17 protein-coding genes and 1 riboswitch are annotated in these 16,708 nt (G+C 71.9%); of the genes, 9 read left to right on the top strand and 8 right to left on the bottom strand.

Features of this window, described 5'->3' with window-relative positions; genetic code table 11:
- Positions 1-212: 212 nt before the first annotated feature.
- Together ACZ6BB_RS16860 and ACZ6BB_RS16865 are read right to left on the bottom strand one after the other, a co-directional pair.
- Positions 213-2,090, bottom strand: a complete 1,878-nt coding sequence (locus ACZ6BB_RS16860) for an anthranilate synthase family protein (RefSeq protein ID WP_471615934.1) — start codon at positions 2,088-2,090, stop codon at positions 213-215.
- A gap of 117 nt (positions 2,091-2,207) precedes the next feature.
- Positions 2,208-2,396, bottom strand: a complete 189-nt coding sequence (locus ACZ6BB_RS16865) for a trp operon leader peptide (protein WP_471615935.1) — start codon at positions 2,394-2,396, stop codon at positions 2,208-2,210.
- A 7-nt stretch (positions 2,397-2,403) separates the two neighbouring features.
- Here ACZ6BB_RS16865 and ACZ6BB_RS16870 point away from each other — a divergent pair, with 7 nt between their 5' ends.
- The 3 genes from ACZ6BB_RS16870 (at position 2,404) to ACZ6BB_RS16880 (ending at position 5,803) form a co-directional block, all read left to right on the top strand.
- Positions 2,404-3,924, top strand: a complete 1,521-nt coding sequence (locus ACZ6BB_RS16870) for a hypothetical protein (RefSeq protein ID WP_471615936.1) — start codon at positions 2,404-2,406, stop codon at positions 3,922-3,924.
- Positions 3,925-4,038: 114 nt separating this feature from the next.
- A complete protein-coding gene (locus tag ACZ6BB_RS16875; protein ID WP_383889613.1) occupies positions 4,039-5,388 on the top strand; it encodes a class II 3-deoxy-7-phosphoheptulonate synthase in 1,350 nt (449 codons plus the stop codon).
- Positions 5,389-5,551: 163 nt separating this feature from the next.
- Positions 5,552-5,803, top strand: a complete 252-nt coding sequence (locus tag ACZ6BB_RS16880) for a (2Fe-2S)-binding protein (protein ID WP_471615937.1) — start codon at positions 5,552-5,554, stop codon at positions 5,801-5,803.
- 1 nt (position 5,804) lies between these two features.
- On the opposite strand, the gene bfr is transcribed toward ACZ6BB_RS16880, so the two are convergent.
- A complete protein-coding gene (gene bfr, locus ACZ6BB_RS16885; protein ID WP_046918646.1) occupies positions 5,805-6,284 on the bottom strand; it encodes a bacterioferritin in 480 nt (159 codons plus the stop codon).
- A 175-nt stretch (positions 6,285-6,459) separates the two neighbouring features.
- On the opposite strand from bfr, the gene ACZ6BB_RS16890 reads away from it, so the two are divergent.
- Positions 6,460-7,107 (top strand): sulfite oxidase-like oxidoreductase, encoded by a 648-nt coding sequence (locus ACZ6BB_RS16890; protein ID WP_319368446.1) that lies wholly within the window; start codon positions 6,460-6,462, stop codon positions 7,105-7,107.
- 20 nt (positions 7,108-7,127) lie between these two features.
- Here ACZ6BB_RS16890 and ACZ6BB_RS16895 read toward each other — a convergent pair whose 3' ends face one another.
- The 5 genes from ACZ6BB_RS16895 to thiO form a co-directional block, all read right to left on the bottom strand.
- Positions 7,128-8,039 carry a deoxyribonuclease IV gene (locus ACZ6BB_RS16895; RefSeq protein WP_471615938.1) on the bottom strand — a complete coding sequence of 304 codons (912 nt, stop codon included), beginning with the start codon at positions 8,037-8,039 and terminating at the stop codon, positions 7,128-7,130.
- Between the two features lie 243 nt (positions 8,040-8,282).
- Complete coding sequence (gene pknB, locus ACZ6BB_RS16900; protein WP_471615939.1) at positions 8,283-10,199, bottom strand: Stk1 family PASTA domain-containing Ser/Thr kinase; 1,917 nt, start codon at positions 10,197-10,199, stop codon at positions 8,283-8,285.
- A 162-nt stretch (positions 10,200-10,361) separates the two neighbouring features.
- Positions 10,362-11,156 (bottom strand): thiazole synthase, encoded by a 795-nt coding sequence (locus tag ACZ6BB_RS16905; protein WP_471615940.1) that lies wholly within the window; start codon positions 11,154-11,156, stop codon positions 10,362-10,364.
- Positions 11,157-11,160: 4 nt separating this feature from the next.
- The gene (gene thiS / locus ACZ6BB_RS16910) at positions 11,161-11,361 is read right to left on the bottom strand and encodes a sulfur carrier protein ThiS (RefSeq protein ID WP_383889672.1); all 201 of its coding nucleotides are present in this window, start codon (positions 11,359-11,361) and stop codon (positions 11,161-11,163) included.
- Positions 11,362-11,375: 14 nt separating this feature from the next.
- Entirely contained in the window at positions 11,376-12,551 is a 1,176-nt protein-coding gene (thiO, locus tag ACZ6BB_RS16915) for a glycine oxidase ThiO (RefSeq protein ID WP_471615941.1), read from the bottom strand.
- Positions 12,549-12,660: riboswitch (TPP riboswitch) on the bottom strand. It overlaps the preceding gene by 3 nt.
- 52 nt (positions 12,661-12,712) lie before the next feature.
- Here thiO and ACZ6BB_RS16920 point away from each other — a divergent pair.
- The 5 genes from ACZ6BB_RS16920 to metF all read left to right on the top strand — a co-directional run bounded on the left by ACZ6BB_RS16920 (position 12,713) and on the right by metF (position 16,670).
- On the top strand, positions 12,713-13,057 hold the full coding sequence (locus ACZ6BB_RS16920; RefSeq protein ID WP_471615942.1) for an avidin-fold protein: 345 nt from the start codon (positions 12,713-12,715) through the stop codon (positions 13,055-13,057).
- Positions 13,058-13,120: 63 nt separating this feature from the next.
- Positions 13,121-14,338 carry an NAD(P)/FAD-dependent oxidoreductase gene (locus tag ACZ6BB_RS16925; RefSeq protein ID WP_471616162.1) on the top strand — a complete coding sequence of 406 codons (1,218 nt, stop codon included), beginning with the start codon at positions 13,121-13,123 and terminating at the stop codon, positions 14,336-14,338.
- Positions 14,339-14,452: 114 nt separating this feature from the next.
- Complete coding sequence (locus tag ACZ6BB_RS16930; RefSeq protein WP_013004329.1) at positions 14,453-14,818, top strand: Rv2175c family DNA-binding protein; 366 nt, start codon at positions 14,453-14,455, stop codon at positions 14,816-14,818.
- 173 nt (positions 14,819-14,991) lie between these two features.
- Positions 14,992-15,636: a thiamine phosphate synthase gene (thiE, locus tag ACZ6BB_RS16935; RefSeq protein WP_471615943.1), complete on the top strand. Its 645-nt coding sequence runs from the start codon at positions 14,992-14,994 to the stop codon at positions 15,634-15,636.
- Positions 15,637-15,746: 110 nt separating this feature from the next.
- On the top strand, positions 15,747-16,670 hold the full coding sequence (gene metF, locus ACZ6BB_RS16940) for a methylenetetrahydrofolate reductase [NAD(P)H] (protein WP_471615944.1): 924 nt from the start codon (positions 15,747-15,749) through the stop codon (positions 16,668-16,670).
- The last annotated feature ends 38 nt before the right edge of the window (positions 16,671-16,708 follow it).

The following is a 16,708-nucleotide window of genomic DNA, read 5'->3' on the forward strand; positions in this document are numbered from 1 at the left end:
CGTCGGCGGGTGCGGCCCGGTGGGGCTTCTCGCGCAGTTCCCCGCGCCCCTGACAGCCCAGGCCCTGCGGGCCTGGAAGCGCCGGGCCGCCCCTGCGGGCCTGAAAAGCAGGGGCTCAGCCCCGCCTTTTTCAGGGGCGCGGGGACTGCGCGACCAGCCCCTTACCCACCCGCACCCGACAGCGACCCCGAGACCCACCCACCCCCCGGCCCCTAAACCGGACGCAGTGACTGAACCCCCGCCACCAGCTGACGCACCACACTCACCCCGTCCAGCGTCAGCACCGACTCCGGATGGAACTGCACCCCCGCGAACCCGGGCCCGCGCAGCGCGTGCACCTCACCGCTCCCGCTCCGGCTGACCTCCACCCCGTGGGCCGCCAGCTCCCCGGCCGTCTCGTCGTCGCAGCGGGCCACGAAGCTGTTGTAGAACCCGACGGTCTCGGAGTGCCCGAACAGATCGATCCCGGTCTGCGCCCCCTGATAGGGCACCTCCTTGCGCACGATCTCCAACCCCAGCTCCAGCGCGATGAGTTCGTGCCCGAGGCACACCCCGAGCACCCCGTACCGATGCCCCCGCAGCACCTCGGCGGTCAGCGACCGCAGGAACCGCATCTTGGGGTCGCGCACGTCCTCCGGGTCCCCGGGCCCCGGTCCCAGCACCACCACGCCCTCGTGCGCGAGCACATCGGCCCGCAGCCCCGGCTCGTCGTACCGCCGTACCGTGACCTCCAGCCCCGAGGACCTGAGCAGATGCGCGAGCATCGCGGTGAAGGTGTCCTCGGCGTCCACGACCAGCGCGTGCCCGGTCAGCTCGGCCGTCCGCTCCCGCATCCGCAGCCAGAACGGCGCCAGCGCCCCCCGCCGCCCGTCCAGCGCGGCCCGCACCCGGGGGTCGTCCGCCAGCGCCGGCCCCACCCGTCCGGGCCCGGGCCGCCCCGGCCGCACCCCCAGCGCGGCCAGCACCCCCGCCGCCTTCGCGTGCGTCTCGGCGACCTCGCCCGCCGGATCGGACCCCCGCACGAGCGTGGCCCCCACCGGCACCTTCAGCCGCCCGTCCGCCGCGATGTCGGCCGTACGGATCAGGATCGGCGAGTCCAGGGTCTGCGCCCCTCCCGAGTCCCGTCCCAGGAGCGCCAGCGCCCCCGCGTAGTACCCGCGCCCGACACCGTCCCGCCCGAGGGGCTCGTACCGCTCGATCACCCGGCACGCGTTCTGCACCGGCGATCCGGTGACGGTGGCGGCGAACATCGTCTCCCGCAGCACCTCCCGCACGTCCAGCGAGGACCGCCCGCGCAGCTCGTACTCGGTGTGGGCGAGGTGGGCCATCTCCTTCAGCCGGGGCCCCACCACGACCCCGCCCATGTCGCCGACCGTGCACATCATCTTGAGCTCCTCGTCGACGACCATCGACAGCTCCTCGATCTCCTTGCCGTCGGCGAGGAAGGCCAGCAGCCCCTCCGCTGTCGGCCCACCGGCCGGATAGCGGTAGGTCCCGCTGATCGGGTTCATCACGACCGTCCCGCCGGACATCCGCACGTGCACCTCCGGGCTGGCGCCGACCAGCGTGCGCTCCCCGGTGTGCACCACGAACGTCCAGTACGCGCCCCGCTCGCCCTCCAGCAGGCGCCGGAACAGCGCCAGCGCGTCGGCGCGGCCGAAGCCCCGGATCTCGCCCTCGTACGTCCGCCGGATCACGAAGTTGGCGCCCTCGCCCCGCCCGATCTCCTCGCGCAGCACCCGGTCCACGATCCGCGCGTACTCCTCGTCGTCCACGTCGAAGCCCCCGCCCTCGACCCGGACGTCATGGGCGGGCAGCTCCGCGAGGACCCGGTCCAGGGGCAGCTCGCAGCTCTCCTCCGGCACCAGCACCGACAGGGGCGTCCCGTCGTCGCGGACGTCGAAGCCGCGTTCGCGGATCTGCCGGAAGGGCACGAGCGCCAGCCCCTCGTCGGGGAGGTCGGCGAGCCGCTCGCAGGTGGTCACCGGGCCGATCAGCAACTCCACCGTGTCGTGGTCGTCGAGGCCCGGTGTGCGGCGGCGCAGCAGGGCGAACGGGCGGTCGTCGGACAACAGCCGGGTCAGGTCCATGGGTTCCTCTTCCCTCGGGATCACGGTCGTCGCGGTGATCGGGGAGGAGCGGCCGGGCCCTGGAAACACCGAAGGCCGCCCCTCGGGCGGCCTTCGCGAAGTCTTGCGTACGCGCAGTCAGTGGGCCGCCGGATGAGCGGTCCACCACCAGTTCTGGATCGAGTGCGCGAACATGCGCCGCACCCTACCGGACATCTCGCGAGAACTCATGTGATCCGCGCGGGCGTTCGTCCTAAGATCCTCTACGTTCAGTCTTGACATGTTCGAGTCGATTTGTGGATACGGAAGGGCGAGTGTGTCACCCATAGGGAGAATGAGGCCCCTGGCCTTCGTCGCGACGGCGGCCGTTCTGTTCACCGGGCTCACGGGGCAGCCGGCGGCGGCCGTGGACGAGCCGGTGATGACGAAGCTGACGCTGAGCGGCGACAGGTTCAAGATGACCGACACCAGCACCGTGTCGGCGGCCACCACCCTCGACGGCAAGCTGGCGGACGCCGACCTCGCCGACGTCGTCACCACCGAGTACACCAAGAACTCCGCCGGGGCGAGTGACCCCTGGATGAACCTGCGCACCATGCGCGCGTGCGCCGGCGACGAGACGAAGGCGCTGCCGCCGGTGAGCCGGAAGGTCTCCTGGTGCTGGTCCTCGGCGCACGGCGACGACACCACCCCGCGCTGGTGGCCGCAGGGCATGAGCAGCACCGGCGCCGCCGACGGGGCCGACGGCGCCATCCAGGGCAAGCGCGTCACCGCGGTCGCCTGGCACTACGAGACGTTCAAGACGAACGCGGCCGGCGACTACGAGGCCAACGACAAGTGCAAGACGAACAACCTGCTCAAGCTCACCCTCATCGACCGTGACACCAAGAAGTACCGCCACGTCCTCCTCGCCGAGCCGACGGAGGGCGGCGCGGACTTCAAGTTCGTCACCGGCCACGGCGGCGGCATCGTCTGGTACGGCAACTACCTCTACGTCACGGACACCTCCAACGGCATCCGCGTCTTCGACATCGACAAGCTCGGCAAGGTCGACACCTACGGGTCCGGCATCAACTCCTACGGCATCGACGGCTCGGGCAGGTCCAGCGCCTGCGGCTACCCGTACGTGCTGCCGCAGGTCCACTACTACAAGCAGACCTCCCCGCCGCCCTCCGGCGCGTGCGACTCGGACGCCGTCAACGGCACGCCCGACGCCGACTCCCTGTGCTACTCCTGGCTCTCCCTCGACAAGTCCGGCGGCAGCCCGTACAAGCTGGTCACCGGTGAGTGGTTCGGCACCGCCGCGGGCGGCCGGGTGGTGCGCTACCAGCTCAATCCGACGAGCGCCTCGACCTACCCGGGGCTGCTCAACATGTCCGGCGGCAAGACCGTGATCCAGGACGCCTACGCAGCGTCCCGCTATGTCGGCCTGCAGGGCGGCATGACCTGGACCGACAGCACCGGACTGCTGAACTTCGCCTTCCACAAGGGCTGCGCCCTGCAGCCCGCCGTCTTCTCGCACACCTGGGTGGGCGACACCCGGGCCACCACCGCCTGCAACCGCACGGTCGGGACGACGGTGTACGCGAACGGGAACTGGGCGGTCGGCACACCCCAGGCCCTGAGCTACTGGCCGAGGCTCGGCGCGGACCAGGTGGAGGAGCTGTGGGGGCTCACCGAGCACATCTGCGCCGGTACGACGCTGCGCGGCAGCTTCCCCCACGAGTTCCAGGCCGTGGAGGAGCCGGACGAGAAGAAGAACGCCTGTGACGGCTACAACGCCGCCGCGAACCTCTCGCTGCGCACGGTCTTCGCCGTCGGCTTCGACGACAGCGCGGTCATGAACCTGCACTGACACCGGCGGCCCCGCCGTACCGGTCCGACGAACCCCGCTCCCGATCGAGCGGGGTTCGTCTCACTTGATGAGCATGGGGATGGACGCCCGACACGACCCCGTAATGTGGAGGTCGTGACCGTGAACGCTAAGTCCAGCGCGAGCGCTGGCAACACCTGGCGAGACCTGCCCGCGGCGCAGCAGCCCGAGTACCCCGACACCGAGGCTCTGCGCGCAGTCGTTGCGGAGCTCGAGTCGTATCCGCCGCTCGTCTTCGCGGGCGAGTGCGACCAGCTGCGCGCCCGGATGGCGTCCGTCGCCAAGGGAGAGGCGTTCCTCCTCCAGGGCGGCGACTGCGCCGAGGCCTTCGACGCCGTGTCGGCCGACCACATCCGCAACAAGCTGAAGACCCTGCTCCAGATGGGCGCGGTCCTCACGTACGCGGCCTCCGTGCCGGTCGTGAAGGTCGGCCGTATCGCCGGGCAGTACTCCAAGCCGCGCTCCAAGGGCACCGAGACCCGCGACGGCGTGACCCTGCCGACCTACCGCGGCGACTCGGTCAACGGCTTCGACTTCAACGAGGCCGCCCGCATCCCGGACCCCGAGCGCCTGAAGCGGATGTACCACGCCTCCGCCTCCACGCTGAACCTGGTGCGCGCCTTCACCACCGGCGGCTACGCCGACCTGCGCCAGGTGCACGCCTGGAACCAGGACTTCGTGAAGTCGTCCCCGTCCGGCCAGCGCTACGAGCAGCTCGCCCGCGAGATCGACAACGCGCTGAACTTCATGCACGCCTGCGGGACCGACCCGGAGGAGTTCCGCACCGTCGAGTTCTTCTCCTCGCACGAGGCGCTGCTGCTCGACTACGAGTCGGCGCTGACCCGCGTGGACTCGCGCACGGGCCGCCTGTACGACGTGTCGGCGCACATGGTGTGGATCGGCGAGCGCACCCGGCAGCTGGACCACGCGCACATCGAGTTCGCCTCGCAGATCCGCAACCCGATCGGGATCAAGCTCGGCCCGACGACGACGGCCGAGGACGCGCTGCGGTACATCGAGCGCCTCGACCCGGACCGCGAGCCGGGCCGGCTCACCTTCATCGTGCGCATGGGCGCGGACAAGGTCCGCGACAAGCTGCCCGAGCTGGTCGAGAAGGTCACCGCCTCCGGCGCGACCGTGGCCTGGGTCACCGACCCGATGCACGGCAACACCTTCGAGGCGGCCTCCGGCCACAAGACCCGCCGCTTCGACGACGTGCTCGACGAGGTCAAGGGCTTCTTCGAGGTCCACAAGGGCCTCGGCACCCACCCCGGCGGCATCCACGTGGAGCTGACCGGCGACGACGTCACGGAGTGCGTGGGCGGCGGCGACGAGATCTTCGTCGACGACCTGCACCAGCGCTACGAGACCGCCTGCGACCCCCGGCTCAACCGCAGCCAGTCCCTGGACCTGGCGTTCCTCGTCGCGGAGCTGTACCGGGACTAGGAGCCGATCAGCAGGGATGCTCCTGGTGCGGGAGCGTGAGGTGGGGCGCGGATCACATACGATCCGCGCCCCACTCCACTTTTGCCGTTCCCGCCCGCCGGGTAAGGTTAGGTTAGCCTCACCGATCATCGGGATGGCGCCTCGTACTCGATCCCGGCGGGAGGTGAACCGCGTGTTCGTCTGCAGTTGCTTCGGTGTCACCGAGCAGCAGGTCAAAAAACATGCGGCGGACGGAGCCTGCACACCTCGCCAGATCGCGTCGGCCTGCAAGGCGGGCACGGACTGCGGCTCGTGCGTGCGCCGGATCCAGGCGATCCTCGGCAGGGGCGCGTGTCCGCGCCCGGAGCCGGCCGGCCAGGGGGTGGCGGTCTACGCCGATCTCGGGGAAGCGGCCGAACTCGGGGAAGCGGCCTAGGTCAGCTCTCCGGCTGCTCGATCAGCTGTGCGATGTAGAGCGCCTCGCCCAGCTTCTCCAGAAGTTCCAGCTGGGTGTCGAGGTAGTCGATGTGGTGCTCCTCGTCCGCGAGGATCGACTCGAAGATGTTCGCCGAGGTGATGTCACCCTTGTTGCGCATCACCTCGATGCCGCGCTTGAGGCGGTCGATGGCCTCGACCTCGACCTGCCGGTCGGCCTCGAACATCTCCTTGACCGTCTGCCCCACCCGGACGTGGAACAGTCGCTGGTAGTTCGGCAGTCCGTCCAGGAACAGGATCCGGTCGGTGAGCACCTCCGCGTGCTTCATCTCGTCGAACGACTCGTGACGCGTGTACTTCGCGAGCTTCGTCCAGCCGAAGTTCTCCTGCATCTTCGCGTGCAGGAAGTACTGGTTGATCGCGGTGAGCTCCGCGGTCAGCTGCTCGTTGAGGAATTCGATGACCTCGGGGTCGCCCTGCATCGCAGAAGCTCCTTCCAAGCGGGGGAACTGGGAGGTTGCGCCGCGATGATTGCACCGCCGTCGAAGATCGTCCAGTAAGTGCGAGCTTAGTAAGTAAGTACAGCCTTAGTTCTAAATGTCCGAGTCGGGTGGACCCTGGTCATGTGCACCGGCCGAGGTCTGTCAGGATGGAGTCATGGGTCAGCCGGTGGAACGCGCATCAGGAGATCGCGCAGCTGAGAACGCGGCGTCCTCGCAGCTTCCGCCGGGACAGCGGCTCCAGCGCGGCTGGCCGGTCACCCACTACGGGCCCGTCCCCAAGTTCCGTCCCGAGCGCTGGGACTTCCGGGTCTTCGGCGCCACCGCCGACGGCGAGAAGCACGCCTGGAACCACGACGAGTTCACCGCCCTGCCGTACGCCTCGGTCGTCGCCGATCTGCACTGCGTGACGAAGTTCAGCATGGTCGGCGCCGAGTGGGGCGGCATCCCGGCCCGCACGATCCTGCGGACCGCGCCGCCCGCCCCCGAGGTCACCCATGTGATGGTGTGGGCCGAGTACGGCTTCAGCTCCAACCTCCGCCTCGCCGACTTCGCCGACGACCGCACGATCTTCGCCACCCACAAGGACGGCGAACTCCTCACCGCCGAGCACGGCTTCCCGCTCCGCCTCGTCGTCCCCCATCTGTACGCCTGGAAGGGCCCCAAGTGGGTCCGCGGCATCGAGTACATGACCGCCGACCGCCGCGGCTTCTGGGAGGAGCGCGGCTATCACAACATCGGCGATCCCTGGCAGGAGCAGCGCTACTCGTACCAGGAGGAGCCGGGGGACGGCCCCGAGCTCTGACCGGCCCTGGTCTCGGCCCCTCAGCCGTCCCTGAGCTTCTTCAGCCGCTCGACGTCCGCCGCGTGGCCCTCCTTGCCGCCGGGCGTCTCGATGATCAGGGGGACGCCCTCGGTGGCGGGGTGGGTCATCAGGGCGCGGAACGGGTCCTCGCCGATGTGGCCGGAGCCGATGTTCTCGTGGCGGTCCTTGTGGGCGCCGACCACGTCCTTGGAGTCGTTGGCGTGGATCAGCTTCAGCCGGCCCTCGCCGACCGTGTCCACGAGCAGGTCCAGCGTCCGGGGCATGCCCTCGGGGCCGGTCAGGTCGTGTCCCGCCGCGAAGATGTGGCAGGTGTCCAGGCAGACGCCCAGCTTCGGATGGGCGTCCAGCGCCTCGAAGTACGGTCCGAAGTCCCAGGTGCGCGAGCACAGCGACGACCCCTGGCCGGCCGTCGACTCCAGCAGCAGGAACGGGTCGTCGTCGTGGGTCAGCTCGTCCAGCAGCGGCAGCAGGTACTCCCGCACCTGCTTCAGCGCCACCGACCGGTCCCGCCCGCCGGTCGCGCTCCCCGTGTGCACGACCACCCCGAGCGCGCCGATCTCCCGGCCCCGGCGCAGCGAGTGCCGCATCGACTCCACGGACCTCTCCGCCGTCGCCTCGGTGTGCGACCCGAAGTTGATCAGGTACGGCGCGTGCACGTACGCGGGGATCGACTCCTCGGCGCAGGCCGCCCGGAACTCCTCGTCCTGCCGGGGGTTCCCCACCGGAGTGGCCCAGCCGCGCGGATTGGCGACGAAGACCTGGACCGTCTCGGCCCGTAGATCACGCGCGTACGTCAGCCCGACGGAGTTCAGCCCACCGGCGACGGGGACATGCCCGCCGACGGGGTTGCGGGACGGCCCGGCGAGGCCGGACGACGGGACGGGAAGGGCGGGGGACTGCTGGGTGCTCACGGCACCCAGGGTGCCATGCGGCCGCCGGCGCCCTGCCGCCACCTACGCGGAGCCGACCTCGGGCCCGGTGAGCCCGGGGTCTGCGGGGCGGGGCTCACCGAGGCAAGCGGACCGGCCGGGTCCTGCCGACCGGGTCCGTCGAGCGGGACCCGCCGATCGGGCCCCTCGGCCGAAGCACGTCGGCCGGAGCCCCGGCGGCGGGCATGTCCCCGTCGCCGGTGGCTTCGAAGGGCCGGCCGCCCGTCAGCCGATCTCGATCGTGATCTTCGAGCCCTTGGGTGCCGTGTCGCCGCCGTCGACGGACTGGCCCTTCACCTCGTCGGCGAAGAAGTCGAGGATGCCCCGGTCCTCCTCGACCTCGAAACCGGCGGCCTTCAGCCGGCTCGTGGCCTCGTCGACGCTGTCGCCCACGACGTCGGGGACCTCGACCAGCACGGGCCCCTTGGAGAGCGTCAGGGTGACGGTGTCGCCCGTGCCGACCTGCTTGCCCGCGCCCGGTGACTGCTCCGCGACCAGGCCCTTGTCGAACTCGGAGTTGACCCGCCCCGAGGCGATCTCCCCCTTGAGGCCCTCCGCCTCCAGCTGGGCGGTGGCCTCCTCGACCGAGGCCCCGGACAGCTCGGGCACCTCCACCGGGGCTCCCCGGCTGACCACGATCCTGACGACCGTGCCCGAGGAGACCTCGGTGCCGGAGCCCGGACGGGTGCTGATCACCTGGCCCCGAATGACCTCGTCGCTGAACTCCCTGGTCACCAGGCCCGGTTCGAGCCCGTCGCCTTTCAGCCGGTCCTTCGCGAGGTCCAGCCGGAGGCCCTTCAGGTCGGGCACCCTCACGGTCTCCGGGCCCTTGGAGACCGTCACCGTCACGGAGTCGTTGTCCCGGATCCGTTCACCCGGGGCCGGGTCGGTGCTGATCACCCGGCCGCGCTCGACGGTGTCGCTGTACGCCTGCTTCACGTCGACGTCCAGCCCCGCGCCCTCCAGCCGCGCGGTGGCGTCCGCCTCGCTCTGCCGCAACACGGCCGGGACCTGCGTGAACTGACCCGAGTTGATGTACCAGACGCCCCCGCCCACACCGAGGACGAGCAGCACCGCCACGACGACCGCCAGCACCCCGCGCCGGGACGCCGGGACGCCGCGCGTGCGCCGGGGCGGCGGTGGGGGCGACTGGAAGCGGCTCGTGCGGTCGATCGGGTCGGGATCCAGTCCCACGGACCGCGACACGGCCAGCGAGCGCGGGATCACGCTCGTCCGGTCCTCCGCGGTGTCGTGCCCGCCGGCTATCGCCTGCGGCGGCACCGCGTCCAGCTGCTCCTCGCTCAGCCCGGCCCGCGCCTGAAGCGTCTGCGCGAGCAGCGCGACGGCGTCGTGGGGCCGCAGCTCCGGATTGCGCGCGGTCGCGGAGGCGACCAGCGCGTCCAGCTCGTACGGCAGCCCCGGCACGACGGCCGACGGCGGCGGCACATCGTCGTGCAGCGCGTGGTAGAGCACCTGGGCGGGGGATTCCCCGGCGTGCGGTTTGCCGCCGGTGAGCATCTCGTAGAGCGTCACCCCGCACGCGTACACGTCGACGCGGGCGTCGGTCGTGCCGTGCTCCAGCTGCTCGGGTGCGAGGTAGGAGACGGTGCCGAGGACGCTGCCGGTGGTGCTGGTGACAGTGTCCACGGCCCGTACGAGCCCGAAGTCGGCGACCTTGACCCGGCCGTCGTCCCCTATCAGCACGTTCTCCGGCTTCATGTCCCGGTGCACGAACCCGGCGCGGTGCGCGGCGCCGAGCGCGGCGAGCACCGGCTCCAGGATGTCCAGCGCCGCCCGGGGCTGCAGCGCCCCCCGGTCGCGCAGCACGTCACGGAGGGTGCAGCCGGCCACGTACTCCATCGCGAGGTAGACGTACGAGCCGTCCGTGCCCTGGTCGTAGACCCCCACCACGTTCGGGTGGGACAGGCGCGCCACCGACTTGGCCTCGCGGATGAACCGCTCGACGAACGTCCGGTCCGCGGCCAGCGTCGGATGCATCACCTTGAGCGCGAGGACGCGGTCGAGGCGGGTGTCCACGGTCCGGTAGACCGTGGCCATCCCGCCGACCGCGATCCGCGCCTCGACTCGATACCGGCCGTCGAGCACCTGGCCGACAAGCGGGTCCTGAAGGGTCGTGTCCACGCAGGCGAGTGTACGAGCCGACGCCGATCGGCCCACGGGCCGCACGGCACCGGGGCCGTACTGCAGCAGAGCTGTGACCCGGGCCGGAGGCCCGTGACGGGCGGACGCGCGGCGGTATTCGTTCGACTGTTCGGGTGACGGCGGGCCGGCGTGAGATCCGGCTCAGAACGCGGGGCGCTCCGGATCCAGCCGGGCCAGGCCCTCGCCCGGCGACGACGCCTCGGCGAAGTGCCGGCGGGGGATGCGGCCCGCCCGGTACGCCAGCCGGCCCGCCTCCACCGCGTGCCGCATGCCCTCGGCCATGAGGACCGGCTCCTGGGCCCGGGTCACGGCGGAGGCGAGCATGACCCCGGCGCACCCCAGCTCCATCGCGAGAGCGACGTCCGAGGCCGTCCCCGCGCCCGCGTCGAGGATCACCGGCACGCCCGCGTGCTCCACGATCAGCTGGAAGTTGTGCGGGTTGCGGATGCCGAGCCCCGACCCGATCGGCGAACCGAGCGGCATGACCGCGGCACAGCCCACGTCCTCCAGCTTCCGCGCGAGCACCGGATCGTCGTTCGTGTACGGCAGCACGGTGAAACCGTCGTCGACGAGCGTCTCGGCGGCGTCGAGCAGCTCGACGGGATCGGGCAGCAGCGTGCGCTCGTCGGCGATGACCTCCAGCTTGACCAGAGACGTGCCGAGCGCCTCCCGCGCGAGGCGGGCCGTCAGCACGGCCTCGCCCGCCGTGAAACAGCCGGCCGTGTTGGGCAGCACCCGGATGCCGAGCCGGTCGAGCACGGACAGGACGGAGCCGTGCACGGAGGCGTTCACGCGGCGCATCGCCACGGTCGTCAGCTCCGTGCCGGAGGCCACCAGCGCGCGCTCCAGGACGTCCAGGCCGGCCGCCCCGCCGGTGCCCATGATCAGGCGGGACGAGTAGGTCGTACCGCCGAGGACGAAGGGGTCGTCTGCCATGCGGTCAGCCTCCTTGGACGGCGGTGAGGACCTCGACGCGGTCCCCCTCGGCGAGGGCGGTGGTCGTCCACCGCGCGCGCGGGACGACGGTTTCGTTGAGCGCGGCGGCGACACCGGAGGGCGACGGGGTGAGCGTGCGCACCAGTGCGTCGAGCGCCGTGCCGGGAGCGATCAGCCGGCGCTCCCCGTTCACCAGCACGGTCAGGGTCCCGGTGGTGTTCATACGGGCTGCTCCATGAGTCGGCGGGCCGCGCCGGCGCGGAACCGCAGCGGTGTGAAGTCGCGGGCCTCCTCCGGCAGTTCGCCGGTGGTCAGCACATGGGCCAGCACGTCGCCGGTGACCGGGGTGAGGAGCACTCCGTTGCGGTGGTGCCCGGTCGCGAGGATCAGGCCGTCGAGCCCGGTGGGCCCTAGGAGCGGCGCGTTGTCCGGGGAGGCGGGCCGCAGGCCCGCGCGGGTCTCGGTGAGCGGGAGTTCGGTGATCCCGGGGACCAGTTCATGGGCGTCCCGCAGCAGTTCGTACACCCCGCCCGCGGTCACCGTGGTGTCCCAGCCCTGCTCCTCGCTGGTCGCGCCGACGACGAGTTCACCGTTCTCGCGCGGCACCAGATAGACGTGGCTGCCGCGCACCACGGCCCGCACGGTGCGGCTCAGGAAGGGCGCGTACGGCTCCGGCACGGTCAGCCGCAGCACCTGTCCCTTCACCGGCCGCACCGGCGGCACCACGTCGTCCGGGACCCCGGCGAGCCGTCCGCTGAGGCTGCCGGCGGCGAGGACGACCCGCCCCGCGGACAGCCGGTCGTCCTCGCGGGTACGGACCCCGGTGGCCCGCTCCCGGACCACCGTCAGCTCCTCGGCCCGCGTCCGGTGGAACACCACCCCGGCGCGCCCGCAGGCCGCCACGAGGGCCCTGGAGAGCCGCCTCGGGTCGATCTGGTGGTCCCCGTCGGCCCGCAGCCCGCCCCGCACCCCCGGTGCGAGCATCGGCTCCAGCCGGCGGCAGTCGCGGCCGCTCAGCCACTCCGGGTCCAGGCCCGACCTGCGCTGCAGGGCGTGCAGTTCACGCAGATGGGCGCGGTCGTCGGCGTCCAGCGCGACGGCGAGCGTGCCGCAGCGGCGGTAGCCGAGGCCGAGACCGGTCGCCTCCGTCAGCTCGGCCACGAAGTCCGGATAGCGGCGCGCGGACTCCACGTTGAGCCCCAGCAGCGTCTGCTCGCCGTAGTGCAGTTCGGTGACGGCGGCGAGCATCCCGGCCGCCACCTGCGCGGCCCCGCCGCCCGGCTCGGGATCGACCACGGCCGTCGCGAACCCGCGCAGCGCGGCCCGCCACGCCGTCACGAGCCCGATGATTCCGCCCCCCACGACGAGGACGTCTGACGTGTGCGTACGCGACATGGGCGTCCAGCCCCTCCCTTCGCCGGCATGACCCGGATCAGGTTCGTACGGTCGGAGGCCGCCAGCCTCCCTCTCAGCCCGGTGCGTCCGGGCTCCCGCGAGTGCTCTACGGTGGCCCACCCTAGCCCTCGCCGTTCGCCTCAGAAAGGGAGCCTCGGCCCATGGCCCGCTCGCTCGACGGTCTCGTCCTCGCCCCGGTCGCCGACCAGGCCCCCGGCCAGGTGGGCACCCGCACCCGGTTCGTCTACCACGAGCGGGACGGCGAGATCTGGGCCGAGTACGCGGGCGGCGACGTCGTGCGCGGCCGTCTCGTGGGCACGCGCGCGGGGGACCGGCTGGACTTCCGGTACGTGCAGTTGAAGGCCGACGGGACCACCGCGTCCGGGCACTGCGTCTCACTGGTGGTCGAACTGGCCGACGGGCGCGTCCGGCTGGAGGAGACCTGGGAGTGGGAGTCGGGGCCGGGCCGTGGCACGAGCGCGGTGGAGGAGGTCGCGGGGGAGTGACCGTGGCCCCACCGGCTGACCGACCGGATGCCGGTTGTCTATGGTGACCGGGTGAGCGAGCAGATGCGGCACAGGGGCGGGACGCCGGCGCGGCGCGTGGTCGTCGTGGGCGCGGGCATGGCGGGCGTACAGACCGCGGTCGCACTGCGCGAACAGGGCTTCACCGGCGACGTGACGCTGATCGGGGCCGAGCCCCATCAGCCGTACGACCGTCCGCCGTTGTCGAAGGCCGTACTGCTCGGCAAGGCCGAGGGCTCCGCCTTCGACGTCGACTTCGAGGCGCTCGGCATCGAACTCCTGCTGGGCCGCGAGGTGTCCGGCCTGCGCCCCGCCGACCACGCGCTCGACACGCCCGCCGGACCCGTCCCCTACGACCTCCTCGTCCTCGCGACCGGCGCGGAACCGATCATGCTGCCCGGCGCCGAGGGCGTGCCGGGGGTGCATCTGCTGCGGACCCTGGACGACGCCGAGCGGCTGCGGCCCGTACTGGCCCGGCAGCACGACATCGTGGTCGTCGGCGCGGGCTGGATCGGCGCCGAGTTCGCCACGGCCGCGCGCGAGGCGGGCTGCGCGGTGACGGTCGTCGAGGCGGCCGACCGCCCGCTCGCGGGCGCGCTCCCGGCGGAGGTGGCCGCACCGATGGCCGCCTGGTACGCCGACAGCGGGACCACCCTGCGCACCCACGCGCGCGTGGAGCGCGTCGAGCCCGGGACGGTGGTCCTGGACGACGGCACCCGGGTGCCGGCCGACGCGGTCGTCGTGGGGATCGGTGCCCGCCCGGCCACGGCCTGGCTCAGGGACTCCGGCATCGAGCTGGGCGCGCACGGCGAGGTGGTGGCCGACGAGCACCTGCGCGCCTCCGCGCCCGACGTCTACGCGGTCGGCGACTGCGCCTCCTTCCCCTCGGGCAGGTACGGCCGGCGCCTCCTCGTCCACCACTGGGACAACGCCCTCCAGGGCCCCCGCACGGTCGCCGCGAACATCGTCGGCGAGTCCCCCGAGCCCTACGACCCGGTTCCCTACTTCTGGTCCGAGCAGTTCGGGCGCTTCGTCCAGTACGCCGGTGACCACGCCCCGGCCGACACCATGGTCCGGCGCGGCGACCCCACGGGTGCCGCCTGGTCGGTGTGCTGGCTCCGCGAAGGCCGGCTGGTCGCCCTGCTGGCCGTGGGCCGCCCCCGGGACCTGGCCCAGGGCCGCCGCCTGATCGAGGCGGGCACGCCGGTGGACCCCGGGCTGCTCCAGGACCCGGCCCGGCCCCTGAAGGCGGCGGTGACCTAGGGCCCTGTCCGCCAGAGCCGGCGGCCGCCCGGCGCCGTCGCGGGTACCCCGGCCGGCCGCCGCCGCGGGAGGCCCGGCTACCCACTGTCAGTCCCAGATGGCAGTCTTGGAGACGTGACCGAGATTGACGCAAAGATCGATGCTCTCGTCCCCGCGTGGCTGACCCTCCCCGACATCGCAGAGATGCTGGACGTCGAGGTGACCCGTGTGCGACAGCTGGTGAAGGAAGGCCAGCTCATCGCTGTACGCCGGGGCGAGAACCGCGCACTGCACGTCCCCGCCGCGTTCATCGACGAGGACAAGGTGGTCAAGGGCCTGACCGGCACCCTGACCCTGCTGAGGGACGACGGCTTCACCGACGAGGAGATGCTGGAGTGGCTCTTCACTCCGGACCCGAGCCTGCCCGGCACGCCGGCCCAGGCCCTGAGCGAGAATCGCGGCACGGAGGTGAAGCGCCGCGCCCAGGCGCTCGCCGTCTGACCCGGGACACCGGGAACGCTCGCAGCACCTGAGACGCGCGACACCTGAGACGCGCGACACCTGGAACAGACACCGAAGCAGTCGTCCGGACGGCGTACGGGAGCCGTGGCCCGCGAGGGGCGCGGTCCCGTCACGCCGTGCCGGCGACGCACCGCTCGACGGGGGACCCACGCATGCCCGACGCAGCCGCCCGGCTCGCCGACGCCCGGCTCTACCTCTGCACGGACGCCCGCAAGCGCCAGGCCGACCTGCCGGAGTTCCTGGACGCGGTCCTGGCCGGCGGTGTGGACATCGTGCAGCTGCGCGACAAGGGCATGGAGGCCGCCGAGGAGCTGGAGCACCTCCAGGTCTTCGCGGACGCCTGCCGCCGGCACGGCCGGCTGCTCGCGGTCAACGACCGCGCGGACGTCGCCCACGCCATCGGGGCGGACGTGCTGCACCTCGGCCAGGGCGACCTTCCGGTCCCCGCCGCCCGCGCCGTCCTCGGTGAGCGCGTCCTCGTGGGCCGCTCCACACACGCCGAGGAGGAGGCCGCCTCCGCGGCCGTCCAGGAGGGCGTGGACTACTTCTGCACGGGCCCCTGCTGGCCCACCCCCACCAAGCCCGGCCGCCACGCCCCCGGCCTGGACCTCGTGCGGTACACCGCCGGCCTGGGCACCGACCGCCCCTGGTTCGCCATCGGCGGCATCGACCTCGGCAATCTCGACGAGGTCGTCGAGGCGGGCGCCCGCCGGGTCGTCGTCGTACGGGCCCTCACCGAGGCCGACGACCCCGGGGCCGCCGCGGCGGAGTTCAGCAAGCGCCTGCGCGCTCTCTGACCGGCCCCGCCCTGCCCACGGCTGTCCAAGGCGTGGACAGCGAGTCGGCAAAGCGGACAAAATACCCCGCTCTGGTTGGGGGACGGCCCCGACCTGACTAACCTGCCCGTATGGCCCTAGGAACCGCTTCGACCAGGACTGATCACGCACGCACCGTGCGGGAGATGCTCGCCACGGGCAGGACCACGTACTCCTTCGAGTTCTGGGCGCCCAAGACGGAGAAGGGCGAGCGGAACCTGTGGAACGCCCTCCGCAGGATCGAGGCGGTCGCACCCAGCTTCGTCTCCGTGACCTACGGCGCCGGCGGCTCCACCCGCGCCGGCACGGTGAAGGCCACCGAGCAGATCGCCGCCGACACCACCCTCACGCCCGTCGCCCACCTCACGGCGGTCAGCCACTCCGTCGCCGAACTGCGCAACATCATCGGCCAGTACGCGGACGCCGGGATCCGCAACATGCTCGCGGTCCGCGGCGACCCGCCCGGCGACCCCATGGGTGAGTGGATCGCGCATCCGCAGGGCCTGACGTACGCCGCCGAACTCGTCCGGCTCATCAAGGAGTCGGGGGACTTCTGTGTGGGGGTCGCGGCCTTCCCGGAGATGCACCCGCGCTCCCCGGACTGGGACAGCGACGTGGCGCGCTTCGTCGACAAGTGCCGCGCCGGCGCCGACTACGCGATCACGCAGATGTTCTTCCAGCCGGAGTCGTACCTGCGTCTGAGGGACGCGGTGGCGAAGGCCGGCTGCGAGACGCCTGTCATTCCCGAGGTCATGCCCGTCACCAGCGTGAAGATGCTGGAACGGTTGCCGCAACTCAGTAACGCCGCCATCCCGAACGCCCTGAAAGAGCGGATCGTCACAGCCAAAGACGATCCGGCCGCTGTACGCTCCATTGGCATCGAGTTCGCCACGGAGTTCTGCGCGAGGCTGTTGGACGAGGGAGTCCCCGGGCTCCACTTCATCACCCTGAACAACTCCACCGCGACTCTGGAAATCTACGAGAACCTGGGCCCGCACCACCCACCACGGGCCTAGACCGGTCGCACTCGCGTACGACACACTGCGTTGCGGCC

It is taken from the genome of Streptomyces sp. NPDC041108 (genome assembly GCF_055592645.1).

Bases quoted from the DNA above. Each gene is read 5' to 3' on its own strand.
- ACZ6BB_RS16860 (WP_471615934.1), bottom strand. From the start codon at position 2,090: ATGGACCTGACCCGGCTGTTGTCCGACGACCGCCCGTTCGCCCTGCTG.
- ACZ6BB_RS16865 (WP_471615935.1), bottom strand. From the start codon at position 2,396: ATGGGTGACACACTCGCCCTTCCGTATCCACAAATCGACTCGAACATG.
- ACZ6BB_RS16870 (WP_471615936.1), top strand. From the start codon at position 2,404: ATGAGGCCCCTGGCCTTCGTCGCGACGGCGGCCGTTCTGTTCACCGGG.
- bfr (WP_046918646.1), bottom strand. From the start codon at position 6,284: ATGCAGGGCGACCCCGAGGTCATCGAATTCCTCAACGAGCAGCTGACC.
- ACZ6BB_RS16890 (WP_319368446.1), top strand. From the start codon at position 6,460: ATGGGTCAGCCGGTGGAACGCGCATCAGGAGATCGCGCAGCTGAGAAC.
- ACZ6BB_RS16905 (WP_471615940.1), bottom strand. From the start codon at position 11,156: ATGGCAGACGACCCCTTCGTCCTCGGCGGTACGACCTACTCGTCCCGC.
- thiO (WP_471615941.1), bottom strand. From the start codon at position 12,551: ATGTCGCGTACGCACACGTCAGACGTCCTCGTCGTGGGGGGCGGAATC.
- ACZ6BB_RS16920 (WP_471615942.1), top strand. From the start codon at position 12,713: ATGGCCCGCTCGCTCGACGGTCTCGTCCTCGCCCCGGTCGCCGACCAG.
- ACZ6BB_RS16925 (WP_471616162.1), top strand. From the start codon at position 13,121: ATGCGGCACAGGGGCGGGACGCCGGCGCGGCGCGTGGTCGTCGTGGGC.
- thiE (WP_471615943.1), top strand. From the start codon at position 14,992: ATGCCCGACGCAGCCGCCCGGCTCGCCGACGCCCGGCTCTACCTCTGC.
- metF (WP_471615944.1), top strand. From the start codon at position 15,747: ATGGCCCTAGGAACCGCTTCGACCAGGACTGATCACGCACGCACCGTG.